Origin of the sequence: Sulfitobacter aestuariivivens (assembly GCF_014763045.1) — a bacterium.
GTDB classification, from domain to species: domain Bacteria; phylum Pseudomonadota; class Alphaproteobacteria; order Rhodobacterales; family Rhodobacteraceae; genus Sulfitobacter; species Sulfitobacter aestuariivivens.
This window is the reverse complement of record NZ_JACTAG010000002.1, coordinates 1,003,736-1,025,953: the sequence shown is the minus strand read 5'-3', so window position 1 is coordinate 1,025,953 and position 22,218 is coordinate 1,003,736. Positions and strand designations below refer to the sequence as shown.

Genomic DNA, 22,218 nt, shown 5'->3' with positions numbered 1-22,218 from the left:
GTCGCTGGCTTTTCGCGATGGCAGATAAATCAGGAAGACGCCGCCCCGCATTGCGCTGGGCGGCGTTTTTTGTGGTGCTGATTGGGTTGGGGTGCGGTGGATGGTTTTTGCTGTCATCCCCGAACACACCCTTGCCTCGCGCGTTCAATCCGGTGATGCCGCTTAATGTGATGGACCCGGAGAACCTGCTGACGCGCTGGAAACTTGAGCGCGCGCTGTCAGACCCACAACGTTGCATCGCGGCACTTGCTACCGGTGCTGACGCCAGAGTACTTCCTGATTTCAAGGAAAGTGCGGTGTGTTCGATCCGCCCACAGGTCGAACTGACCCAAGTCGGGCAGGCAAAAATGAACGCTGTCAGAACACGGTGCCAGACAGCCCTGCGCACTGCGATGTGGGCGCACCATGGGGTTCAGCCAGCCGCTAAGACCCATCTTGGTTCGCCTGTTGTGCAGATTATCCATGCCTCAAGCTATAGTTGTCGCCAGATGCGAACCACCAGCGGCGGATCAACCCGCATGAGCACCCATGCGACCGCAAACGCGATTGATATCAGGGGCTTTATTCTGGAGGGCGGTGGGCGCGTCACGTTACTAAATGATTGGGTTGGCGAATCCGCCCGTGCAGCTTTCCTGCGTGATGTACGAGATGCAGCTTGTGTCTGGTTTCGTGTCACGCTGGGACCAGAGTATAATGCGTTGCACGCCGATCATTTTCATCTTCAACATACCGGCTTTGGACTTTGCCGTTGACGGCTGTCAACTGAGGGGGAATTTCGCCGGGAAAAATTCCTTTTGCATTACAAAAAACGCCTTTAGTCTCCGGACAAGCCAACAACGGCTGAATAATTTCAACGGTGGGAGATGACCAACATGGGTAAGCGCGACGAGTGGATTCAGAAATATGCGGATGACCTGCGCAACAAATGCGGCATGGAACCGGACATGGACCTGCTGACCAAGGTCACGATTGGCTGCGGACCTGCGATCTACAATGCCGATGCGCAGACCGTTGCGGGTGGCGACACGAGCGAGCTGGAAACCGTCAAAAACAACTTTCTGATCAAGAAGCTTGGCCTGCCGGACGATGAGCATTTGATGGGCGGCATTCAGAAAGCGATCGAAACCTATGGACGTTCCGAGCGCAATAAATACCGGGCGGTTATCTATTACATGCTGACCAAACACTTCGGTAAGGAATCCGTGTACGGCTAAAACTGGAAAAGGTTCCCGAAAAAACGCCCACTTGGTTAAGTGGGCGTTTCATTTTTAGAAGGTCTTTGAGATAGTCCAACGTTGCGGTAAGCGACGGAAAACGCTATAAAATTCGCACGGTCAGAATGGTCAGAACGATATTGATACGTGTGTGGGACGATGGGAACACACGGGGTGAGGAGGGTTCTGGCACCGGTGCCAGAACCCTTTTTCGTATGCTGACGTCGTTCTAGAAAAGCGCCAGTACCAATCCGATCACGGCGCAGCCGACTGTCGCATAACCGCCGTCAATCATGGTCAGCCGAAAAGGCCGATCTCCGTAACCGTTATTGATCATGATCCAGGGGCTGATGAAGAACAGCCCGATGCCCAATCCTGAAATCAGGCCCTTTCCAACGGAATCAATGCCAGAAAGGGCGAATGTGTGACGCATCATTCCGGCCACGATGATCATTGCAAGTGCGGCCATCACATAGGGCAAAGGTGAGGTATTGGCGGGTTTGCCATCTGGCCCGACCTTAATGCCCGTATCTTCCATCCATGGTTTGGCAAAGACTCCGTACCAAACGGCCCCGACTGCAAAACCTGCCGCTGCCGCGACGATAACTGCTAGAAAACCCATTTCGTCCCTCCGTGTTCATGGGATCATGGGCGCAGTATGGGCTGAAATTCGCCGGTGATCTACGGTTTCGTGCCGCCCATGTTGCACACGATCTTCCATTCATCCCGGCTGACCGGCTGCACAGAGAGACGCGAATTTCTGACAAGCACCATATCTGACAGGCGTTCATCTGCCTTGATGTCATCCAACGTGACGGGTTCTTTGAAGGGGCGCACTGCTTTGATGTCGACACATTCCCATCGATCATCATCGGTCGTGCTGTCGGGATGGGCCTCTGCCACAACCTCGACAATGCCGACCACGGCCTTTTCCTTTTGCGAGTGATAGAAAAAGCCTTTGTCGCCCAGCTTCATCTCTCTCATGAAGTTGCGCGCCTGATAGTTGCGCACGCCGTCCCATTCTTCACCGGCGTCTCCTTTGGCAACCTGATCATCCCAGCTCCAGGTGCTGGGTTCCGATTTAAGAAGCCAATACGCCATTCATTCCTCCTTGAGCGGTCGGGTTAGCAAAGCGTTCATCGCTGTTTGTACATCGAGGCGCTTTTCCAGCAAACCTGCGACAGCGGCTGTAATGGGCATGTCCAACCCAGCCCGTTGTGCGACATCTTGCACTGCAATTGCCGTCGCGGCCCCTTCGACTGTGGTGTCGGGATCAAAAGCTGTCTCTTTTCCAAGAGACAGCCCGAGTTGGTAGTTGCGGGACTGGGTCGACGTGCAGGTCAGCGTCAGATCACCAAACCCGGACAAGCCTGAGAGCGTCCCGGGCTTTGCCCCCAGATGCGCCGCAAGTCGCTGCATTTCAGCGTAGCCCCGCGTCATCAGGGCGGCGCGCGCGCTTTCACCAAGACCGGCCCCCATCGCGGTGCCGCAGGCAATAGCGATAACATTTTTCAAGGCCCCGCCCAGTTCGGCGCCGATGGTGTCGGTTGTGCGATAAAGGCGCAGGTTGGGGGTGGTTAGCAGCTGTTGCAACTTTTCGCCCGCGGCATCGTTTTTGCACGCCAAGGTCAAAGCGGTCGGTAGACCGCGTGCAATATCGGCAGCAAAGCTGGGGCCTGTCAGCACTGCAGCTGTTGCAGACGGCACGCATTCCTGGATGACCGTCACAGGCCCAAGCCCGGTCGACAGTTCAATTCCCTTGCAGCAGGCCACCAGCCGTTTGTCGGCCAGCAGGAGTGCGTTGTCTTGTAAAAGCGCGCGTAGTTTTTGCATTGGGACGGACAGCAACAGAATGTCAGCACGCGAGGCTATGCTCATATCGGCTGTCACTGAAAGGGTGTCCGGGAATCCAAACCCCGGCAGACGCTTCGCATTTTCGCGACTGCGCGCCATATCACCCAGGTCGCGCGCCCAGAGTGTGACGGGACAATTTTGTGCAAGCGAAATGGCCAGCGCAGTGCCAAAGGCCCCGGCGCCCAATACTGCAACGGTCACGCCTTGGCCCCCTTTTTGCCGCTCCCAAGCATGGCTGGCTGATTGGTGTCCAGCGGCCATCGCGGGCGGGCCGAGAGGGTCATATCGTCAGGGTCCCGTTTCTGCATCTGCTCTGCTGCAGCATAGGCGATCATCGCAGCGTTGTCGGTGCAAAGTGCTAATGGAGGGGCGACGAAAGTTCCCTCATTCTGTTTTGCAATAGTCTCTAATCCGGCGCGAATAGCCATGTTTGCCGCAACGCCACCGGCGACGCAGAGTGTCCTGTTCGGCGCTATTGGATAGGCTGCAAACGCTCTGCGGGTTTTTTCAATCAGCACGTCGACCACTGCCGCTTGAAACCCTGCTGCAAGGTCCGATTGATCCTGACGTGTCAATCCTTGTTGCGTCGAAATCAAAGCGTCACGTGTGCGCAGAACGGCCGTCTTCAGACCGGAAAAGGACATGTCGCACCCGGGTCGGTCCAGCAGTGGCCTTGGGAAGGCAAATCGCGTCGTATCACCTTTTAATGCGGCGGTTTCGATGGCGGGGCCGCCGGGCTGTGGCAGGCCGATCAGGCGGGCGATCTTGTCGAAAGCTTCCCCGGGGGCGTCGTCAATTGTACCCCCGAGCCGGGAAAAGCTATCTGGCCCGGACACCAGCAGAAACTGGCAATGCCCGCCCGATACCAAAAGCATCAGGTAGGGATAAGGGGTCTGATCTGTCAGTCGCGGTGTCAATGCATGGCCCGCCAAGTGATTGACCCCATAAAGTGGTTTGCCCGTTGCGGCGGCCAATCCCTTTGCACACATAACCCCGGATACGACGCCACCGATCAATCCGGGGCCCGAGGTTACAGCAATGGCATCCACCGCACGAAGGGGCAATTTGGCCTGGGTTAGAGCCTGTTCTACACAAATATCCAGCTTTTCCGCATGCGCACGTGCGGCAATTTCGGGCACAACGCCGCCATAGGAAGCGTGCAGGTCCGTTTGACCGGCCACCACGGATGACAGGATTGTCGCGTCCGTGTCAGTCACGCGCACGATGGCTGCGGCGGTATCGTCGCAGCTGCTTTCCAGTCCAAGGATCGTTCGTGCGGGGGGCATCTGGGCTTTCCGTTGCAAGGGGTGCCCCCCGCAGGTAACACCGACACATGCCGCAAACAATGTGCGCACCTCATGATCAGGAACTTGATGGCCCGCCTCACGCTATTGATGACACGCCCGCGCCCGTCGGCAGACCGGTTTGTTGCCCGGCTGCACTCAGATGTCATGCAAGGCGTCGACGTGATCCATGCGCCCCTGATCAAGATTGTTTCGCTCGGCACTGAAGCTCAGATACAGGCCGACCAGGGTGCCATATTCACATCGAGTCACGGCGTGCGTCTGGGTCCTGATGGTGCCGGGCGGCCGGCGTTTTGTGTGGGGACGGGCACAGCAAAGCGGGCAGACGAAAAAGGGTGGGATGTGCGCCTGGCCGCGCAAAACGCTGATGGACTGGTTGATCGCCTTTCTGAATCGCGCCCTACCCTGTCCCTTGTGCACCTTGCGGGGCGACACCGGCGCGGCGACATAGCCGAGCGGCTTAGCGCCATTGGGACAGATGTGGATGTGATCACGCTTTACGATCAGGAAATGTTGCCGCTGTCAGCTGATGCTGTTTCAGCGCTTAAAGGAAGATCACCCGTGATCGTGCCGCTTTTTTCACCGCGCACAGCGGCACATTTCAATAACCAGATTGATTCTGCCAAGGCCGCTCGTGTTCTGGCGATGAGCAAGGCGATTGCCGATATGCTGAACGCTGCGACCTACGGCACGGTAGATATCGCTATGGCACCGACTGCGGATGAAATGGTCAAAGGCGTTGAAAACCTTGTGCGCAGCATCAGGTTACCTTGAGAGGTCCGCGCGGGCCGGGTAAGGTTGATCGATCATGCTGGCTGTAGCGCCAGAATCGGAAAGGCATACGTTGTGGCGAAAGCGAAAAAACCAGTCGCAAAAAACAGTACATCGACCACGTCTGAGGCTTCGGGTGCCTCAAAGGATGCGACAGCGCAAAAAGACAGCGCTGACAAACCAGATGTAAAGGTGGACGCGGCCAAGTCTGCAGCAAAGGGTACGCCGCGCACCAAAGCGAGAGCTACCAAGTCTGGCAGCCCCAAGACTGGTGCCGCAGCGTCGTCCGCAACTGCAACAGCTGCAAAGACCAGCGACACAACCACAGCCACCAAAGCTGACGCTGCCGAGAAACCGGCAGGTGACACGAAAAAGCCGGCATCCACGACCACGACAGTGGCCCCGAAAGAGACCGAGGGTTCAAAGGATGCGCCCCCCCCGCCAGCGAGCGCTGAACCTGTGCGCGTCGCCGAATTCGCACGACCAGCCCCGCCACAGAAAAACAGCGTCATGTGGCCGCTTGTTATTGGCGGCGTGATTGCCGCAGTTCTGGGTTTCCTTGCCGCAGAACTGGACACGTTCGGCACCAAGCCGCAGACCGAAGACCTTCGCCGCGCCCTTGCGGCGCAACAAGAACAGATCGCAGCGCAGGATGCCTGGATCAAATCCCGCGAGGAAAGTCTCGTCGCGCTGGAAAAGAATGTGCTTGAGCTTGATATGTCCGTGGTCGAGGCGCTTTCGACAACAGCAGAGACACTGACGACTCAGCTTGAAGATATCGACGCCCGACTGACGGCTGTGGAAAAACAGCCCATCTCTGGCGGCGGTTCTGAAGCGGCAGTGGCAGCCTATGAACGCGAACTTGCGAAATTGCAGGCGTCGGTTGAAGAACAACGCGCCGAGATCGAAGGCCTTTTGGACAATGCGCTGAGCGTTGAAGAAGCAACTGCAGACGCGGCGCGTATGGCAACGTTGCAAGGCGCGCTTACCGATATCACGACGGCGATCAATGCAGGCCAGCCTTTTTCGGATGCTGTTGCCACCCTGACCGAGAATGGAATGGATGATGTACCCGACGCGCTGACCGCCGTGGCCGATAGTGGGGTTGCGACCCTCAACAGTCTGCAGGCGCGATTCCCAGATGATGCGCGCATATCGCTGACCGCCGCGCGCGCCAGCGGTGAAGATGGCGAAGAGGCTGGGGTTGGCAGTTTCCTGCGCCGTCAGTTGGGTGCGCGCTCCGTGGCACCACGAGACGGGGACGATCCCGATGCGGTCCTGTCGCGCGCCGAAGCTGCGGTGCGGGATGGTCAATTGGCGCAAGCGCTTGAGGAACTCGAGGCTCTGACACCCGCCGCAAAAGACGCAATGCAGAACTGGCTGGCAGATGCGCAGACACGGCACGCCGCCGTGACCGCAACCAAGGACCTGTCACAAAGCCTGACGGCCAACTAAGGAACACGCTCATGTTGTGGTCACTGATCAAGATTGTTTTGTTTGTCGGCATTATCGCCGCGCTGGCCTGGGGCGCGGGGTTCCTGTTGGAAAGCGAAGGCGGCATTCAGCTGCAGGTGATGGGCACTGAATACAGTTTCGGTCCATTGCAATCTGTCATTGCGGTAATCCTTTTGGTGATTGCTGTCTGGATTTTCCTCAAGCTTTTGTCGCTTTTGATTGCCACGTGGAAGTTCCTGAACGGTGATGAAACCGCATTGTCGCGTTATTTTGACCGGAACCGGGAACGCAAAGGGTTTGACGCGCTGTCCGAAGGGTTGATGGCATTGGCAAGCGGAGAGGGGCGGGTGGCACTGGCCAAGGCGCAGAAGGCGGACAAATACCTGAACAAGCCTGCGCTGACCAATCTTTTGACAGCCCAGGCTGCCGAACTGGCAGGCGACCGACGCAAGGCTGAAGAAACCTATCGCAAGCTGGTGGAGCATGAACAGACCCGCTTTGTCGGGGTGCGTGGCATCATGAAGCAAAAGCTGGCGGACGGTGACACGGAAACTGCGCTCAAGCTGGCCGAGAAGGCATTTGCGATCAAACCCAAACATGCTGAAACCGGTGATGTGTTGTTGCAGCTTCAGGCAGAAAAAGAGGACTGGTCTGGCGCACGGCAAACCCTGAGCGCCAAGTTGAAGAACGGCCAGTTGCCGCGCGACGTCCATCGGCGACGTGATGCGGTTCTGGCTTTGTCAGAGGCCAAGGAAATCATTGCAGATGGGAACTCTATTGAGGCTCGGGAGGCCGCGATTGAAGCCAATCGGCTATCGCCTGATCTGATCCCGGCATCGGTCATGGCAGCGCACGGTTACATTGAACAGGAAAAGCCACGTTACGCCGCCAGAGTTTTGCAGAAGACCTGGGGCGTTCATCCCCATCCTGACCTTGCCGCCGCCTTTGCCGCGATTGCACCCGATGAGAAGCCAGCAGAGCGGATCAAGCGTTTCCGCGCGCTTACCAAACAGCAGCCGGATCACGCCGAAACGAAGATGCTGTTGGCAGAACTGCATATCGCCAATGAGGATTTTCCAGAAGCCCGTCGCGCTTTGGGTGACTTGGTTGAGACAGACCCAACCGCGCGCGCCGTCACGCTGATGGCGGCGATTGAGCGTGGTGAGGGCGCATCTGACACGGTGGTCAAGGGCTGGTTGGCGCGGGCGCTGACCGTTTCGCGGGGTCCACAGTGGATCTGTGATAACTGTCAGCACATCCACGCTGAATGGCAACCGATCTGCACCAATTGCAAGGGCCTCGATACGTTGGCGTGGAAAACGCCACCTGATTCAGAGGTTGCCATGCCCGGCGGTGTTCAGATGCTGCCTTTGATTGTCGGCGCAATTGAGGACAACTCGGGCGCAGATGGGGTCGAACCGGTAATCACTCCCGACGAGATTGAGGATGCGGAACTGGTCGACGATGACGCGGCCGGGGATGACGCTGCTGAAAAGCCCAAAGACAACGTCGAGCAAACGAAGTAGGCGCGAGCCGGGCTATTTTCGCCCGGCAAAGGCTAGTCGATCTGCAAACTTGTGACTGTTTGCGGTCGCGCTAAAGGCTGTGCGGCTCCATCTGTTGGACGCGTCCAGGTGAATGGGGATCGATATTTCGGCCAAAGGTTCCTGACCCGCGCTTACCCTAATTCTGTTCTGCTTGCGGATTTCCTTGTTCTCCTTTTCTGTTTCCGAGATGTAGAAACGCGACTTGTAATGATCAAACATGCGCATGAATTCCGTCGCAAAGATCGCGGCAAGCCGATTGTTCCCTTCCACCAGCAGCGCGTTTTCATCATTATCTACACAGGATGCCCGGGAAAAATTTGCTGATCCGGTAAACACTTTGGGGTTATCGCCATAGGGGTCGATCACAATCGTCTTGGCGTGGATTTTGTGGGCCCCAAACGCCTTGGCATCCCACCGTTCGTTTCGGTGGATGGTCAGCTTGCGGGGCGGGAAGATGCGGGTCGGTCCTTTACGCAGATCAGCAACCTTTGACTGCGCCGTTGCATTTACCAACCCATAAAGCACAACTGCACCAGCCTTGTTTCGGATGGCATCAGCCATGTCCTTATCTACCCCGAACGGGGCTGAGATCAGCAGCATGCTTTGCGCGCCATTGATCAGATCAATCGCGGTTTGAAGAATATCTTCCGTTCTGATTGGTGAGAAAAAGGTTCTTGTGGCAAACCGCGGTGTGTTGACGACAGTCTTTTCCATCAGCGCCGTGTTGAAGTCCTTGCTCTTTGCCTTTGTGGGATTGCCTGTCAGGTTTTGGAAGTATGCCTCGTAGTGGGCCACCGCTTCCGGGTCTCGGACGACAATTGCGATGTTGGTCTGAAAGTTAAAGCCGTTCTCGGACAGGTTTGCCGACCCGGCCCAGGCCTTGATGGGTGTGCCGTTTCGTAAATGTATGCCCAATTTGTTGTGACTGATGTTCACCGTGGTGCGTTCGATGACCTGGTCTTGCAGATGCGCCTCATGCACGATGTGTCGGCTTTCATCTGTTGAATGCTTTCCTTTCTTTGCGTCATGGACGAGTTGAACGATCACGCCGCGGTCATGCGCGGCTTTTATAAGTTGGGCAATTTCCAGATCGAAAAACTCGTAAACCGCAAAATGCAGGGTATCGCCGGACTGCGCGCTGGCAATGAAGTCGACCAGGGATTCACGCAATCCTCTGGAGAGCCAGGTATAGGCAGCGCCCGCCGGCGCAACGTCGTCCGGAGCCGTATCGCCGAAACGCCGGTAATATGCTTTGGCGGCAGACACACCACGGTTGACATAAACGCCAAGGTCGCCGTCGTCTTCGTCGGTTGGTTCGAATTCGAAAACCAGCGGTGCCTCGGTGCGAGTCATGGCAGCCGGATCACCGCGCATCGGGAAGACTTCGAAACGGTAGGCGCGGTCCGGGCTAAGGGTGTAATCATTCCAGCGAAATCTTTGAAATGGCGCAGTCAGCGAGGTCACATCGGCTGTTGTGCCCGTGTCGGTTACTTCGAACCGTTTGTAGCCTTCAAGCCACCGCACTTCGATCACATCTTGGGTGGCCACGTCCCATTCCGTGCGCCTGATGGCAAATCCGCGCAAGCCGTCTCGCAGGGTGTCGTCGTCGACGTCCCAGCCGATGATGGTGGAATAGGTGCCGACCAAAGCTGCACCAAAATAGGGGCCGGATCGCGCACGAACAACAGGGTGATATGGGAACATTGGAATAACCTTTGCTAGAATACCATGAAACCAAACTAGCAGAAGATGTTAGACTTGAGTCAAATGTCCCTGGTCATAGGCATAAACAGGCGCCCAATCCGGACCCCAGACATCGCGCCAGAAGTGGGCAACTGTCGAGTTCTGTTTGGGCCTGCCGCCGCGCCAAAGGTCAGCTTCGGGTCGGGCATGGCGGGTAAAGTACGCATCAATTCGGTTTGATAACTCTTGGGTGACCGCAGCGTAGTCGGGGTTATTGGCGAGGTTTTGCGTCTCTGACGGATCGTTTCGCACATGATAGAGCGCGTCTGGCAAATCTGCGGATCTGTCCGTACGGAACCTTTTGAAGAACGCCCAGTCGCCGGTGCGGAGCACCCGCGTTTCCTCTTGCTCGGCAAAAACCTCATCGACATGGGACGGCGGCAAGGCGGCGCCCTTTACGTGACCCGCAAAGGATCGGCTTGGCAATGTGCTATCTGCTTCTCCGCCACCGATTTCAAGGATGGTCGCGAAGAGATCCGTGTTCGACATCAGGGCGTCGCTTGTCGCGGATGGGATTGCGCCGGGGTGATGCATGATCATCGGGATCGAATGAGCCGCCAAGTGCAGATTGGATGGCCAGGTTGCGGCGCCATGACCCCAAAACCCGTGATGGCCCAAGGAAAGCCCATGGTCTGCGGTGAAGATGATCAGCGCATCCGGATGCGCCGCTGCGATCCGGCCTACGGCCTCGTCTATCAGGCTGATCTGGGCATAGTAGTTCCGCAATCCGGGTAAGTGGTTTGGCGCAAGCAACAGCATCGAGTAGTCAAGCCCGCCCCCAGAACCTTTGTCCACCCGTCTAAAGTGCGCGATTGCCTCGGCCGATAGCCCTTGCCGGGGAACCGATGCCATCGGACAATTGTCGTACCTGTCTGAATAACGGTTGCGCATCCCATCATTGCAGGCGGGCCAATGACCATATGGCGCGGGAAAGGGCAGAAAGGCAAAGAAGGGGGCGGCCTGTTGCGCCATAAAGGTAAGCGCCTTGTCCGTAAAAAAGTCCACCGCGTGACCAGGCTGTAGGTACGTTTCACCGTTATCGATGATCCTGTTATCGTAGAATGACCGGACGTGGCCATGCTCCATTGTGACAAAGTCGTTCCAGCCGGAACCGGGTGTCGTGGTCTCTCCCAAATGGTACTTGCCGAACAATCCGGTCCGGTAACCAAGGTTCTGCATCTCTTTGGGGAGTGTTCGCAGCCCCGCCAACGCGTGCCATCCATCCGGCCAATCGCCTGATGTGCGATCGTCGATCCAGCTGTGAACCCCGTGTTGTGACGGCATCATCCCGGTCAGGGTTGAGGCGCGGCAAGGGGAGCAAAAGGCGTTGGCGCAAAACGCGCGGTCAAATCTGATCCCGCCACTGGCCAGCTCGTCGAGATTGGGGGTGTGAATTTCAGAATTGCCATAGCAGCCCAGCGTTGCTGCCTGCTGGTTGTCTGTCATGATCAGGATGACGTTCGGCTTTGTCATCGGCGTATTCCGATCCGTCAGGGGGTCCGTCTGATCCCATCAAGATGGAGTTCAAATCCGTCCTGAATATGCGCGGTAAAAACTTCCAGCGCGGTTGCCCGGTCCCCGGTTTCAAGCGCATCCACCAAGGCCATGTGATTACCAAGAGATTTCGCGATATCCGTGTTTTCAATTGCTGCGAAAAGGTGGAATGCCATCGCGCGCCCCCAGATCATGTCGAACATCTCAAGAAGGAACCTGTTGCCCGCCATCTCCATGAACGCACGATGTATCGACCGATTGGCGGCAAAGTAGTCTTGGGTCGAAGGATTCGACAGCTTTTCGTTCTCGCGGATTGTCGCACGCAATTGCTTCATCTCGGCAGGATCATTTCGGGCCGCCAGTATCCGCGCGGCCTGTCCTTCGATAGCGGCGCGGGCCTGATACAGCTCCAACGTTTCTTCTTCGCTAATCTTCGCAAGTCGAAAGCCACCGGAGTTCGCCAGATGCAGCACGCCTTCTTTTTCAAGCCGTAGCAGCGCCTCGCGAACCGGAGTGCGGCTGATGTCCAGTTCTGCGGCGAGCTTTTCCTGAACCAATCGGTCGTCCGGGCCGATCTCGCGAGACATGATCGCGTTGACCAATTGATCGTAGACTTCATCCGCCAGTCGACGCCGTTGTGTTGTAATGCTACGCAGGGCCATTGGTGCCTCAAATCCAGTATTCAGAACACTGTATACAAAAAAACAGTGGATGCAATGAGGCTCTTGATCTGCTCTGAATACTGTATACAGTATACCGAAACAGGAGGAGAGTCGGCCCATGTGTGGTATCGCAGGACGCATTCTGAACGCCCCCGGCCAAGTGGGTCGAGACCTAGTCGCATTGATGGACGCCCAAGAACACCGCGGCGCGGATAGCACGGGGTTCGCAGTCTATGGCACCCCGATGGATCAGGGGTATGTGCTGCGCGGCATGGGATTTGACAAGGCACAGATGGACAGCGATCTGGAGTTATTCCGCGCCACGTTGAAAGAACATGGCAGCGACTTAATGTCTGATCCCCAGATTGTGCAGGACGCGGCCAGACATTATTGCTTTCGCATGGAAATCAGTGACCCAAGAGATCTGCAACAGTGGGTATCTGATGCCGATGAGCTTTCCGGTCGGATCGAAGTGCAATCTTGCGGTCGTTCCCTAGAGATCATCAAGGATATCGGCGGAGCCGAACAGGTCAGCGAAAAGCACAAGGTGCACGATATGATCGGCACTCATGGACTGGGTCATGCGCGGTTGGCGACTGAATCTTCCGTCCTGCCCAACGCGTCTCACCCATTTTGGGCGCGCCCGTTCTCTGACGTTGCCATCGTGCACAATGGTCAGATCACCGACTATTTCACGCAACGCGACCGGCTGCGGCGGCAGGGATACCGCTTTCTGACCGAAAACGATTCAGAGCTGATTGCGGTCTGGGTATCTGACCAGATGAAGCAGGGTCTGACGATGGAACAGGCGCTGAAAAAGTCGATCACATCGATTGACGGTGTCTTTACCTTCATGATCGCGACGCCGGACGGGATCGGCTTTGCCAAGGATCGGTTCGCCATGAAACCACTGGTGGTCATCGAACAGGCCGGAGAGTTGGCTGCCGCGACCGAAGAGCAAGCGGTGCGTCGGGTATTTGTGGATGAAAGCGATGTGATCAATCATGACGGTCCCAGCCTCTTTGGCATCTGGGGCGTCGGCAACCGGAGCATGGCTGCATGAGCGAGATCGTCATTGAGGTTGGCAAACGCCATATTCGTGAAATCAACGAAGAAATTCAGGAAGCCTGCAAGACAGGTCAGCCCATTCGCGTGATCGATACCCTTAGCCGTCATAACCTGGGTGTCGGTCTGCCAGATGGGGCCGATATCACGTTTGAAGGGTCGGTCGGGTATTTCTGCGGTGGGCTGAATACGGGTTCAACCATCACGGTGGAACGTAATTGCGGCTGGGCATTGGGTGAAGGCATGGCCAAGGGCCACATTACCGTCAACGGTCGCGCGGGCATGTCTGCGGGTGCTGCAATGATCGGCGGAACGATTCATGTCAAAGGTGATGCCGGGCCCCGTTGCGGTGTTGCAATGAAGGGCGGCAATATCGTGGTCGAGGGGACCATCGGCTATCAATCAGGATTCATGGCGCACTCAGGCAAGATCATCGCATTGGGTGGGGCGGGCGAAAGCTGCGCTGACGCATTGTGGGAAGGCGAAGTCTGGGTTGCGGGGCCAGTCGAAAGTGTCGGCGTCGATGTGAACGTGGTCGAACCGACGGCCGAAGAAGTTGCAGAGGTCGATCAGATTCTTGAGCCGCTGGGGCTGGTCGATAATTCCCGGGATTGGCGCAAGATGATTTCAGGACAGCGCCTTTGGTACTTCGAAGCCCGCGATGCCAGCGCCTGGTTGATGATTTGACACGCCTGGTGGGCAGGGTGCCCACCTCACTTGAAAAACCCGTCGGGTGGGTCCTTTGCCCACCATCACGGAAGGGAAGAAAACAATGGCAAACGAAGACGCATCCACAGGACGGGCAGGTGTTGTCCACGGCGGTGATATGGATCACGCCAAAGAAGCGGCACCCTATGAGTATCCGTTTGAGATGGCCTCCGAAGACGAGATTCGTTTTCGGGATGCCGGCGCGGTTGAAGGGCGGCCTGCCGGTGTGCCGTCCTCTTATGACGAGGGCGGATCGACACGCTGGACGCCCGAGGCGATTTCCGAGGTTCATGCCCTTGCCCAGCTGGGCCGGTATCAGGTGCGTGGCTACAACACCTTCAACAAGCAACTACCGACATTCGATGATCTGACATTCGTGCCGGCAACGATGACCCGTCTGCCGCTAGAGGGATATCGCGAAAAGTGCGAGACAAAGACAATTCTCGGCGGCGGGCGTGGTCTCGTCGAAAAGCCACTTGAGCTTGATATTCCGATCTATATTGCATCGATGTCTTTCGGTGCATTGTCAGCATCTGCCAAGGCGTCGCTTGGTCACGGTGCCTCCAAGGTCGGGACGATGACCTGCACGGGAGAAGGAGGGATGCTGGAAGAAGAACGTTCAGCCTCTTCGCGCCTATTGTACCAGATGTCGCCGGCACGCTATGGGGTTGATTTGGATCACCTACGCCGTGCGGATGCGCTTGAAATTGTCGTGGGGCAGGGGGCGAAACCGGGCACCGGTGGGCTGCTGCTGGGTATGAAAGTCAGCCCCCGGGTGTCGAAAATGCGCACGCTTCCAGAGGGTGTCGATCAACGTTCCACCATTCGCCACCCGGATTTTCTGGGCGCAGATGATTTGAGCGTCAAGATCGAAGAGTTGCGGATTGCTACCAACTATCAAGTGCCGATCTTTATCAAGATGGGTGCCACACGCCCGCGTTTTGATGTGGCAGTTGCCGCCAAAGCGGGCGCAGATGTGGTGGTTGTAGACGGGGCCGAAGGCGGTACCGGCGCGTCGCCCGAATTGCTACTCAATCATACGGGCATTCCCACCATGTCTGCCATTCGTGCGGCGCGCGAGGCGCTGGATGACTGCGGCATGACCGGCAAGGTATCCCTTGTCGCGGCGGGCGGAATCCGTTCCGGGGTGGATGCGGCCAAGTGTCTGGCGCTGGGCGCGGATGCGGTGATGATCGGCAATGCGTCGATGATTGCCCTGGGCTGCAACTCTCCGCGGTATCTGGAAGACTACTCGGCCCTTGGGACCTCGCCGGGGGCGTGTCACCATTGCCATACGGGCCGCTGCCCGGTCGGCATTGCGACGCAAGACCCGGATCTGGAAAAACGCATGGACCCAACGGCCGGGGCAGAACGTATCGCTCGATATCTGACCGCAATGACAATGGAAATCACCGCGCTGGCCAAGGCCTGCGGAAAATCATCGGTCCATAACCTCGAAACCGAAGACATGCGCGCGCTTAGCTTTCAGGCATCAGCGTTCACCGGGGTCAAAATGGCGGGCATCGACCGCGCGTTTGACTGGTGAAAATCGCGGTTCTTGATCTGTGTGTCTGGTTGCCAGAGTACCAGCACGACCAGGAGAAGTTTGGCGCCTTGCTGGCGACATGGGCCGGGCGCGACCTGCCCGAAGCGGAATTCACATTGATCGACATCGTCGAGGGCGATCCGCTGCCCGGTCCAGAGGACTACGACGGTTACGTTCTGTCGGGCTCTGACAAGGGCGTCTATGATGATACGCCCTGGATGCAGCCGCTGCGGAACTGGCTGATCGAAACAAAGTCAGCAGGAAAGCCGATTTTTGGTGTGTGTTTTGGTCACCAGATCATGGCGGATGTTTTTGGGGGCAAAGCCGAAAAGGTCGGTGCCCCTGAGATTGGCGTGCGTGCCTTTGACATCGAAGGAAAGACCGTCACGGGCCATGTCTGGCATCAGGATCAGGTAACAAAGGTCCCGCCCGACGCGCATGTCATTGGCAGTGCTGATTATTGCCCGGTAGCGGCGCTTGCGTACGATTTTCCGGCGATGTCGGTGCAGTTCCACCCTGAATATACGCCGGACTACGTCTCTACCTTCCTGCGCCGTAGCAAAGGGGACGTCTTGTCGGACTATGACACCGACAAGGCCGTCGCGGAATTCGACGCAAGCGACGTGTCTGCTGATCTTTTCGCGCAGCAGGCCGCATCGTTTTTTCGTGCCTATACATGATCTGAATCAAAGACAGACATCCAGCAACACCTCTATCCTGATCCTGTTTTCCGAATCCGGGAGGGAATTCAGATGTGTGTAGGTAGCTTTTTCAGAGACTTCTTTTCAGGCCGCGAACGCGCGCCCACAGATATGGAACTGTCAGACATGGGTTTGACCCGGCATGATTTCACACGTCTGACGACAAGCAAGGCTGGCGCGCGAGAACGGATGGAGGTACTGGCGGCCCGTTTTGGTGTGACCCCGCAGATGATTGATGCAGACCACGGTCTGGCGTTGGAACTGGCCAAGACCTGCGGGCATTGCATCAACACCAAGGTCTGTCAGAACGCGATTGATTTGGGTGTGGAGATGGACACCAGCCTGTGTCCCAACGCGTCTGTCTATGCGGATATGTCAGCGACCTGAGGGGCTTTCCTTTGGGCTCAGCTTTTTGCGACCCGCGATCTTGAAGCGATCGGCGGTGCCATATTCCTTTAGCGCCACACCTGCCGTGAAATCACCGAATACCGGTCCGTGTTTAAACAGATGACCGGAACATCCGCCTGCCAGAAGCACGTTTTCATGTTCCGGATGCCAGTCCACAATAAAGTGCGTATCGGGCGTCAGGATGACCTGATTGAACTTTGAATCCACCACACGTTCGCCCACCAGACCGGGCAGGCGGTGACGGATGTATTGGCGCGTCTTGGAAAGGGATGCCTTTTCGATCAGCCGTTCGTCATTGTTGATGTCGATGGGTGTATTCGGAATCACCACTGCCGCTTTTACACCTGACCCTTCTGAAGACGGGATGCCAAAGCTGCCCTGTCCATGGTCGATCCAGCAGGGCATGTTTGCCATATCAAACTGGTCCGATCCGTCGGGGGTCGAGGTGTAAAGCACATTGATGCCCATGATCGCGCTGATTGGCTTGATCGTGCGCGGAAACATCTCGGCCATCCAGGCACCGGGGCAGATGACAATCACATCCGCCTGCAGGGGTTTGCCATCCAGCATGGGCCGTTCGCGCGCATCGGTCGTTACGGTCCCGCGTTTGACGATGCCACCTGCCCGCTTGAAAAGATCCAGACCCGTGATGACGCAGCGGTGTGCCATCAGCAGTCCGGCTTCGGGTTCGTAAAGCGCGTATTTGATCTCATCGACCTTGAACTGTGGAAATCGGGCGCGAACTTCTTCGGGTGAAAAGCGGTAGTACGGCACACCGACCTTGTCGAAAGTATCTGAGGTCGCGTCTTCCCAATCGCAATGGCCTTCGGTTGCGAGGATCAGCGCGCCACATTCATACATCAGGTTTTGGCCAGACTCGGCTTGAAGCTCTAACCACATGGCACGGGACTGGCGCGCCCAGCGGGTATAGAATTCGTCCCGTCCAGAGATCGCCCGGATGACCCGATTGTGGTCAGAAGAAGCGGCACGCGCATGTCCAGGCTCCCATCGGTCGATCAGGGTGACCTGTTCGCCGCGCCGCTGCAGATGCAGGGCAGTCATCACGCCCGCAATACCGGCGCCAACCACGATGCAGGAATTTCGCGCCATGTCAGTTTTTCCTTGCCGAGTCAGTGCATCCATGGATACTGTATACAGAATACGAATAAACACAATCAGATTCTCTGACAGGGAGAGGGACGAGATGACTGCTGATTTCAGCCTGCCGGAAGGGACCCATACCGTTATTCTGGGCCTGGGTGACCTCAACGGGATCATGCGGGGCAAGCGCATTCCGGCATCGCATTGGGACACGATCTGCAAACAGGGCAATGCGCTGAGCGCTGCCATGCTGGCCATCGATAGCAACTGCGATGTCTGGGACACTCCCTATGTCAACTTCGACAACGGGTATCCGGACATGCACATGTTTCCGATGACCACGCCTGTGGCCGTGCCATGGGAAGAGGGCGTCGCCGTCTCCTTTGCCCGCGCTGAGGGGATGGACCACAAACCGGTGCCAATCGATCCGCGCAACGTTTTGATCCGGCAGGTTGAGCGCGCCAAAGAGATGGGATTTGACGTATCCACCGGCGCAGAGCTTGAATTCTATCTGCTGGATCCCGAAACGGGGCAGCCGCGCGATCAGGGCATTCAGGTATATGGCCTCGGCCGTGCCGCGCGGATGGAACACATCGTGGGCCCGATCCGCCGCCAGATTAACGAATGCGGCATCCCGATTGAGCAATCCAATCCCGAATACGCCGCCGGTCAGGTCGAGGTGAACATCCGTTATGACGACGCGCTGCTATCGGCCGACCGCGTCATCCTCTTCAAAAGCCTTGTGCGCCAGTTGGGCATCGCCCACGGATACTTGGCGACATTCATGCCCAAACCGTTCTTTGAACAGTCAGGCAATGGCTTCCATGTACACTATTCGCTTTGGAAAGACGGCAAGAACGCCTTTGCAGATGGTGGCAAGCTGAACGCGCTTGGCAAGAACTTTACTGCTGGTCTGCAAAAGCGGATGGCAGAGGCAGCCATTTGCGGTGCCCCGACGCCTAACGGAATGCGCCGTCGACAGCCCTATACGTTCTGTCCCATCAACACGTCCTGGGGCTATGACAACCGGACTGTTGGTCTGCGTGTGATTGAGGGCTCCGACTCCGCCGTTCGGGTGGAAAAGCGGGACGCAGGCGCAGATGCAAATCCTTACCTGTTAATGGCAACCGATCTGGCTGCTGGTCTTGACGGCATTGAGCAGGGGATGGAGCCAACAGAGCCAACCATGGGCAATGCCTATGAAGATTTCCACGGAGAGCCGATCCCGACATCGTCCCCGGATGCAATCGAAAAGGCACGCGGGTCAGAGTGGCTCAAGGACGTCATGGGCGAGACCATGTGGGAGCTGTATCTCCAAATGGCCGAACGCGAGGTTGGCTTTTTTGAAGAACAAGTCACGCAGGTCGAAACAGATCGCTATCTGAGGACGCTCTAACATGCAGATTGGCCTCGTCAAAGGTACGCTGACTGCAACGGCTAAGGCTGAGCGACTTACGGGTCTTAAGCTTTTGGTGGTTGATGTGATCGACGCACAAAACAAGGTTATCACGCCGTCTTGTGTGGCGGCTGATACCTGTGGCGCGGGCGTCGGTGATGGCGTGTTGCTGACACAAGGGTCTGCGGCCCGGATGGCGCAGGGCCTGTCATCGGCCCCGGTGGATATGGCGGTTATCGCGGTGGTCGACCGCGTGACCGTGAGCAAGTGAACTTCTGAACAGTAATCAAAGGAACGAAAATAATGGCAACCCCAGCACCTGGCCAGATGGCCCTTGGAATGATCGAAACACGTGGCCTTGTCGGCGCAATCGAAGCGGCAGACGCGATGGTCAAGGCCGCCAGCGTCACAATCGTTGGTCAGACAAAAGCAGGCGGTGGTCTTGTGACCACACTTGTGCGCGGCGAAGTGGGCGCGGTGAAGGCGTCCACCGATGCCGGTGCCACAGCAGCCAACAAGGTTGGCGAAGTCGTTTCGGTGCACGTGATCGCCCGGCCCCATGACGAGCTCGAAGCGATCCTTGAGGGCTTGAGCACTTAACCGCCTAACCCGAGGACCGCTGATGCCCGCCGATTTCGAAGATTTCGCGCGCGCGGCTACCCGCCGCCGCTCTGACACCGTCGCTCAGACCCCACCACTCTCCCGGGTGGCGGTACTGGGGGGCGGTGCGGACGCGCGGCTGATTGCGGCGCTGTCGCTTGCGGCGGGGTGCGATGTCACGCTCTTCTCGGCCTATGGGCGTGAATTGGAGTTGATGCGCGCATCTTCGGGGATAGCACTGCGCGATGCGGGGCCGATCGGCAGCTATCACGTGGACCGTGGCGCTAGTTCAATCGTGCTGACGGCCGAACTGGACGCAGCCGTACAAGACGCCGAGGTGGTCTTTTTGACCGGGCCTATTCACAAGCAGCGAACCTACGCCATGGTACTCGCCGATCACCTGTCAGATGGCCAGATCCTTGTTCTCGCACCTGCGCGATCGCTTGGCGCTGTCGAAGCTGCCTGGATGCTGCGGCTGGGTGGATGCACAGCCGACGTAACCCTTGTTGAAGCGCAAGGTCTTCCGTTCTGGTATCGCGCCGAAGGGGCGACCCTGCATCTGTCCGAGGCCGGCGCGATGGCTGCGGCAACGTTGCCGCAGGGACGCGGCGATGCAATCGGGCGCCTGCAAAGCATCCTGCCAAATCTAGAAGCAAGAGAATCTGTTCTGGCTTCTGGCTTTTTCGACCTGTCCGCCGCTGTGGAAATCCCCGCGCTGGTGATGGGGGGGGCCGGACTGGCCTCGGGGGGTGTTTCGGTACCCATGGGCGGCACACCCTTGCCCGAGAACAAGACGTTTGCGGCACTTATCGGTGCGGATCAAATGCGGTTGATTGAGACCCTGGCAGATGAACGGCGGGCCGTCGCACGAGCCTTTGGGGTGCGCGGATTGCCCGAAACAGGTCATTGGATTGCGGCGTTCGCCGGGGCCACCCGGGGCGAAGGCGCCCGTCCGATCCCGGATCGGGATACGGCGCGCGCGATGTTGCGGGACGGTGTGATCGGATCACTCGTCCCTCTTGCTTCAGCCGCTGAACTGACCGACGTCGACGTGCCACAGACCCGCGCATTGATGGCGATTGCAGGAGCCATTCTGGATGCTGATGTGGCCGCGTCCGGTCGCCGGTTGGACACAATGGGTATCACCGCCCGCAACCTTGACGACGCACGCCGAACCTTCGATGCGCTGACGGCAGGAGGCCGGTGATGGACCCAGATCTTCAATCCATCGCCGCGGCGCGCCGCATGGCTGAGCGGGCGTTTGAAGCGTACCAGCAATTTCTGGGAACGGATCCGGCCCACGTAGATTCCATTGTTGATGCAATGGCCCGCGCGATTGAGCCGGAAGCAGAACGGCTGGGTCAGCTGGCCGTTGATGAAACTGGCTATGGCAATGTGCCCGACAAGCGGGTGAAGAACCTGTTTAATGCTTTGTCTGTTGCGGATTGGCTGCGCGATGTGACGACGTTGGGCATGCTATGGCGCGATGATGCGACCAAAGTTGCGGCTTTTGGGGAACCTATGGGTGTGGTTGCGGCATTGATCCCGGTCACGAACCCCACATCCACTATCATCTACAAGGTGCTTTCCGCCGTGAAGGCCGGCAACGCGATTGTCTGCGCGCCACATCCGCGCGGCGTCAAATGCGGCATGGAAACGGTCACCATCATGGCGCGGGTCGCGGAACAGATGGGTGCGCCCAAGGGGCTGATCCAGTGCATGGATCAGGTGACAATCCAAGGCACGGCAGAGTTGATGAAGCATCGCCGGACATCTGTAGTGATGGCCACCGGTGGGCCCGCGATGGTCAAGGCGGCCTATTCCAGCGGCAAGCCGACGCTGGCTGTCGGCGCAGGTAATGTGCCGTGCTATGTGCATAAATCCAAAAAGCAGGATCTGGCCGAAGTGGCGGAGATGATCGTCACCTCCAAGTGTTTTGACTATGGCACCGCCTGTGTTTCGGAACAGGCCGTGATCGCCGACCCAGAGGTCGCGCGTGATCTGCGCCATGAGATGAAGCTGAAAGGGGCCTATTTCTGCACCCCTGCAGAGGCGGATCGACTTGCGTCAGTGATCTTTACAGGCAAGCAGGCCATGAACCCGGAACGCGTCGGCCAAAGTCCGCAAGCGCTGGCTGATGCGGCTGACTTTTCCATTCCGCCTCGCACGCGGTGTCTGGTGTCTGAAGAGACAGAGATTGGCTGGGAAAGACCGTTGTCGGCCGAAAAGCTTAATCCGGTGCTTGCCTTTTACACCGCCAAGGATTCAGATCACGGTCTGGAGTTGTCGCAGCGCATTGCACGGTTCGAAGGCTGGGGGCATTCATCGGTTCTGCATTGCGATGACCCTGAAGTCGTGGCCCAGTTTGCCACTGTTCCCACGGGCCGTGTGCTGGTCAACACGCCTGCGATCATGGGAGGGATGGGGTATTCGACCGATCTTGAGCCGTCCTTTATGTTGGGCACTGGAACGTGGTCGGGGTCGATTACTTCGGACAATGTTACGGCATTGCATCTGATCAACATAAAGCGTGTCGCGTATGAAAGCCGCCCGTGGCGGGATATTTATGCAGAGTATGGGGCATGAGGTTCGGACTGCTGGCGCGTGTCCGACCGGCTTGGGTGGGCCAGCCATCCCCAGACCCCACCC

At 57.6% G+C, this 22,218-nt stretch carries 24 protein-coding genes; 15 read left to right on the top strand and 9 right to left on the bottom strand.

Features of this window, described 5'->3' with window-relative positions; all coding sequences use genetic code 11:
- The first annotated feature begins 17 nt into the window (after nucleotides 1-17).
- Together H9Q16_RS14795 and H9Q16_RS14790 are read left to right on the top strand one after the other, a co-directional pair.
- On the top strand, nucleotides 18-752 hold the full coding sequence (locus tag H9Q16_RS14795; protein ID WP_191076191.1) for an extensin-like domain-containing protein: 735 nt from the start codon (nucleotides 18-20) through the stop codon (nucleotides 750-752).
- 120 nt (nucleotides 753-872) lie between these two features.
- On the top strand, nucleotides 873-1,214 hold the full coding sequence (locus tag H9Q16_RS14790; protein WP_191076815.1) for a DUF2853 family protein: 342 nt from the start codon (nucleotides 873-875) through the stop codon (nucleotides 1,212-1,214).
- Nucleotides 1,215-1,443: 229 nt separating this feature from the next.
- Here H9Q16_RS14790 and H9Q16_RS14785 read toward each other — a convergent pair whose 3' ends face one another.
- Genes H9Q16_RS14785 through tsaD form a run of 4 tightly spaced genes read right to left on the bottom strand, consistent with a single transcriptional unit; the run spans nucleotide 1,444 to nucleotide 4,354 of the window.
- Nucleotides 1,444-1,836 (bottom strand): DUF1761 domain-containing protein, encoded by a 393-nt coding sequence (locus H9Q16_RS14785; protein WP_191076190.1) that lies wholly within the window; start codon nucleotides 1,834-1,836, stop codon nucleotides 1,444-1,446.
- Between the two features lie 59 nt (nucleotides 1,837-1,895).
- Entirely contained in the window at nucleotides 1,896-2,315 is a 420-nt protein-coding gene (locus H9Q16_RS14780) for an EVE domain-containing protein (protein WP_191076189.1), read from the bottom strand.
- A complete protein-coding gene (locus H9Q16_RS14775) occupies nucleotides 2,316-3,269 on the bottom strand; it encodes an NAD(P)H-dependent glycerol-3-phosphate dehydrogenase (RefSeq protein WP_191076188.1) in 954 nt (317 codons plus the stop codon). It lies immediately after the preceding gene.
- Entirely contained in the window at nucleotides 3,266-4,354 is a 1,089-nt protein-coding gene (gene tsaD / locus H9Q16_RS14770; RefSeq protein ID WP_191076187.1) for a tRNA (adenosine(37)-N6)-threonylcarbamoyltransferase complex transferase subunit TsaD, read from the bottom strand. The genes H9Q16_RS14775 and tsaD overlap by 4 nt, the downstream gene beginning before the upstream one ends.
- Before the next feature lie 87 nt (nucleotides 4,355-4,441).
- Here tsaD and H9Q16_RS14765 point away from each other — a divergent pair, with 87 nt between their 5' ends.
- Nucleotides 4,442-5,146 carry a uroporphyrinogen-III synthase gene (locus H9Q16_RS14765; protein ID WP_191076186.1) on the top strand — a complete coding sequence of 235 codons (705 nt, stop codon included), beginning with the start codon at nucleotides 4,442-4,444 and terminating at the stop codon, nucleotides 5,144-5,146.
- Nucleotides 5,147-5,178: 32 nt separating this feature from the next.
- Here H9Q16_RS14765 and H9Q16_RS14760 read toward each other — a convergent pair whose 3' ends face one another.
- Nucleotides 5,179-5,655: a hypothetical protein gene (locus H9Q16_RS14760; protein ID WP_191076185.1), complete on the bottom strand. Its 477-nt coding sequence runs from the start codon at nucleotides 5,653-5,655 to the stop codon at nucleotides 5,179-5,181.
- Here H9Q16_RS14760 and H9Q16_RS14755 point away from each other — a divergent pair.
- Nucleotides 5,654-6,598, top strand: coding sequence for a COG4223 family protein (locus H9Q16_RS14755; RefSeq protein WP_191076184.1), 945 nt, complete (start codon nucleotides 5,654-5,656; stop codon nucleotides 6,596-6,598). The genes H9Q16_RS14760 and H9Q16_RS14755 overlap by 2 nt on opposite strands.
- Nucleotides 6,599-6,609: 11 nt before the next feature.
- Nucleotides 6,610-8,124 (top strand): heme biosynthesis protein HemY, encoded by a 1,515-nt coding sequence (locus H9Q16_RS14750; RefSeq protein ID WP_191076183.1) that lies wholly within the window; start codon nucleotides 6,610-6,612, stop codon nucleotides 8,122-8,124.
- Nucleotides 8,125-8,136: 12 nt separating this feature from the next.
- Here the strand turns inward: H9Q16_RS14750 and H9Q16_RS14745 are convergent, their stop codons facing one another.
- From H9Q16_RS14745 to H9Q16_RS14735, 3 genes are read right to left on the bottom strand one after another with little or no spacing between them, the layout of a single operon-like run.
- On the bottom strand, nucleotides 8,137-9,849 hold the full coding sequence (locus H9Q16_RS14745; protein ID WP_191076182.1) for a phospholipase D-like domain-containing protein: 1,713 nt from the start codon (nucleotides 9,847-9,849) through the stop codon (nucleotides 8,137-8,139).
- Between the two features lie 48 nt (nucleotides 9,850-9,897).
- Complete coding sequence (locus H9Q16_RS14740) at nucleotides 9,898-11,361, bottom strand: sulfatase family protein (RefSeq protein ID WP_191076181.1); 1,464 nt, start codon at nucleotides 11,359-11,361, stop codon at nucleotides 9,898-9,900.
- A 17-nt stretch (nucleotides 11,362-11,378) separates the two neighbouring features.
- Nucleotides 11,379-12,044: a GntR family transcriptional regulator gene (locus H9Q16_RS14735; RefSeq protein ID WP_191076180.1), complete on the bottom strand. Its 666-nt coding sequence runs from the start codon at nucleotides 12,042-12,044 to the stop codon at nucleotides 11,379-11,381.
- Nucleotides 12,045-12,162: 118 nt separating this feature from the next.
- Between H9Q16_RS14735 and H9Q16_RS14730 the strand changes: the two genes are divergently transcribed.
- The 5 genes from H9Q16_RS14730 to H9Q16_RS14710 all read left to right on the top strand — a co-directional run bounded on the left by H9Q16_RS14730 (nucleotide 12,163) and on the right by H9Q16_RS14710 (nucleotide 16,451).
- A complete protein-coding gene (locus H9Q16_RS14730) occupies nucleotides 12,163-13,107 on the top strand; it encodes a class II glutamine amidotransferase domain-containing protein (protein WP_191076179.1) in 945 nt (314 codons plus the stop codon).
- Entirely contained in the window at nucleotides 13,104-13,796 is a 693-nt protein-coding gene (locus H9Q16_RS14725; RefSeq protein WP_191076178.1) for a GltB/FmdC/FwdC-like GXGXG domain-containing protein, read from the top strand. The genes H9Q16_RS14730 and H9Q16_RS14725 overlap by 4 nt, the downstream gene beginning before the upstream one ends.
- A gap of 85 nt (nucleotides 13,797-13,881) precedes the next feature.
- Nucleotides 13,882-15,363 carry an FMN-binding glutamate synthase family protein gene (locus H9Q16_RS14720; protein WP_246455761.1) on the top strand — a complete coding sequence of 494 codons (1,482 nt, stop codon included), beginning with the start codon at nucleotides 13,882-13,884 and terminating at the stop codon, nucleotides 15,361-15,363.
- Nucleotides 15,360-16,043, top strand: coding sequence for a glutamine amidotransferase-related protein (locus tag H9Q16_RS14715; protein ID WP_191076177.1), 684 nt, complete (start codon nucleotides 15,360-15,362; stop codon nucleotides 16,041-16,043). Before H9Q16_RS14720 ends, H9Q16_RS14715 begins: the two co-directional genes overlap by 4 nt.
- A 72-nt stretch (nucleotides 16,044-16,115) precedes the next feature.
- Nucleotides 16,116-16,451, top strand: a complete 336-nt coding sequence (locus H9Q16_RS14710; RefSeq protein ID WP_191076176.1) for a hypothetical protein — start codon at nucleotides 16,116-16,118, stop codon at nucleotides 16,449-16,451.
- Here the strand turns inward: H9Q16_RS14710 and H9Q16_RS14705 are convergent.
- Nucleotides 16,440-17,582, bottom strand: a complete 1,143-nt coding sequence (locus H9Q16_RS14705) for an FAD-dependent oxidoreductase (RefSeq protein ID WP_191076175.1) — start codon at nucleotides 17,580-17,582, stop codon at nucleotides 16,440-16,442. The genes H9Q16_RS14710 and H9Q16_RS14705 overlap by 12 nt on opposite strands.
- Nucleotides 17,583-17,676: 94 nt before the next feature.
- On the opposite strand from H9Q16_RS14705, the gene H9Q16_RS14700 reads away from it, so the two are divergent.
- The 5 genes from H9Q16_RS14700 to H9Q16_RS14680 are packed head-to-tail and all read left to right on the top strand — an operon-like array spanning nucleotide 17,677 to nucleotide 22,155.
- Nucleotides 17,677-18,969, top strand: coding sequence for a glutamine synthetase family protein (locus H9Q16_RS14700; RefSeq protein ID WP_191076174.1), 1,293 nt, complete (start codon nucleotides 17,677-17,679; stop codon nucleotides 18,967-18,969).
- 1 nt (nucleotide 18,970) lies between these two features.
- The gene (locus H9Q16_RS14695; protein WP_191076173.1) at nucleotides 18,971-19,240 is read left to right on the top strand and encodes a EutN/CcmL family microcompartment protein; all 270 of its coding nucleotides are present in this window, start codon (nucleotides 18,971-18,973) and stop codon (nucleotides 19,238-19,240) included.
- A gap of 32 nt (nucleotides 19,241-19,272) precedes the next feature.
- Nucleotides 19,273-19,569, top strand: a complete 297-nt coding sequence (locus H9Q16_RS14690) for a BMC domain-containing protein (protein WP_191076172.1) — start codon at nucleotides 19,273-19,275, stop codon at nucleotides 19,567-19,569.
- A 22-nt stretch (nucleotides 19,570-19,591) separates the two neighbouring features.
- Nucleotides 19,592-20,776, top strand: a complete 1,185-nt coding sequence (locus H9Q16_RS14685) for a hypothetical protein (protein ID WP_191076171.1) — start codon at nucleotides 19,592-19,594, stop codon at nucleotides 20,774-20,776.
- Nucleotides 20,776-22,155 (top strand): aldehyde dehydrogenase family protein, encoded by a 1,380-nt coding sequence (locus H9Q16_RS14680; protein WP_191076170.1) that lies wholly within the window; start codon nucleotides 20,776-20,778, stop codon nucleotides 22,153-22,155. The genes H9Q16_RS14685 and H9Q16_RS14680 overlap by 1 nt, the downstream gene beginning before the upstream one ends.
- The last annotated feature ends 63 nt before the right edge of the window (nucleotides 22,156-22,218 follow it).

Coding starts and splice junctions, on each gene's coding strand:
- H9Q16_RS14720 (WP_246455761.1), top strand. CDS start 13,882: ATGGCAAACGAAGACGCATCCACAGGACGGGCAGGTGTTGTCCACGGC.
- H9Q16_RS14780 (WP_191076189.1), bottom strand. CDS start 2,315: ATGGCGTATTGGCTTCTTAAATCGGAACCCAGCACCTGGAGCTGGGAT.
- H9Q16_RS14705 (WP_191076175.1), bottom strand. CDS start 17,582: ATGGCGCGAAATTCCTGCATCGTGGTTGGCGCCGGTATTGCGGGCGTG.
- H9Q16_RS14795 (WP_191076191.1), top strand. CDS start 18: ATGGCAGATAAATCAGGAAGACGCCGCCCCGCATTGCGCTGGGCGGCG.
- H9Q16_RS14725 (WP_191076178.1), top strand. CDS start 13,104: ATGAGCGAGATCGTCATTGAGGTTGGCAAACGCCATATTCGTGAAATC.
- H9Q16_RS14760 (WP_191076185.1), bottom strand. CDS start 5,655: ATGACGCTGTTTTTCTGTGGCGGGGCTGGTCGTGCGAATTCGGCGACG.
- H9Q16_RS14745 (WP_191076182.1), bottom strand. CDS start 9,849: ATGTTCCCATATCACCCTGTTGTTCGTGCGCGATCCGGCCCCTATTTT.
- H9Q16_RS14790 (WP_191076815.1), top strand. CDS start 873: ATGGGTAAGCGCGACGAGTGGATTCAGAAATATGCGGATGACCTGCGC.
- H9Q16_RS14685 (WP_191076171.1), top strand. CDS start 19,592: ATGCCCGCCGATTTCGAAGATTTCGCGCGCGCGGCTACCCGCCGCCGC.
- H9Q16_RS14710 (WP_191076176.1), top strand. CDS start 16,116: ATGTGTGTAGGTAGCTTTTTCAGAGACTTCTTTTCAGGCCGCGAACGC.
- H9Q16_RS14785 (WP_191076190.1), bottom strand. CDS start 1,836: ATGGGTTTTCTAGCAGTTATCGTCGCGGCAGCGGCAGGTTTTGCAGTC.
- H9Q16_RS14690 (WP_191076172.1), top strand. CDS start 19,273: ATGGCAACCCCAGCACCTGGCCAGATGGCCCTTGGAATGATCGAAACA.
- H9Q16_RS14695 (WP_191076173.1), top strand. CDS start 18,971: ATGCAGATTGGCCTCGTCAAAGGTACGCTGACTGCAACGGCTAAGGCT.
- H9Q16_RS14680 (WP_191076170.1), top strand. CDS start 20,776: ATGGACCCAGATCTTCAATCCATCGCCGCGGCGCGCCGCATGGCTGAG.
- H9Q16_RS14750 (WP_191076183.1), top strand. CDS start 6,610: ATGTTGTGGTCACTGATCAAGATTGTTTTGTTTGTCGGCATTATCGCC.
- H9Q16_RS14765 (WP_191076186.1), top strand. CDS start 4,442: ATGGCCCGCCTCACGCTATTGATGACACGCCCGCGCCCGTCGGCAGAC.
- H9Q16_RS14730 (WP_191076179.1), top strand. CDS start 12,163: ATGTGTGGTATCGCAGGACGCATTCTGAACGCCCCCGGCCAAGTGGGT.
- tsaD (WP_191076187.1), bottom strand. CDS start 4,354: ATGCCCCCCGCACGAACGATCCTTGGACTGGAAAGCAGCTGCGACGAT.
- H9Q16_RS14735 (WP_191076180.1), bottom strand. CDS start 12,044: ATGGCCCTGCGTAGCATTACAACACAACGGCGTCGACTGGCGGATGAA.
- H9Q16_RS14700 (WP_191076174.1), top strand. CDS start 17,677: ATGACTGCTGATTTCAGCCTGCCGGAAGGGACCCATACCGTTATTCTG.
- H9Q16_RS14740 (WP_191076181.1), bottom strand. CDS start 11,361: ATGACAAAGCCGAACGTCATCCTGATCATGACAGACAACCAGCAGGCA.
- H9Q16_RS14755 (WP_191076184.1), top strand. CDS start 5,654: ATGTGGCCGCTTGTTATTGGCGGCGTGATTGCCGCAGTTCTGGGTTTC.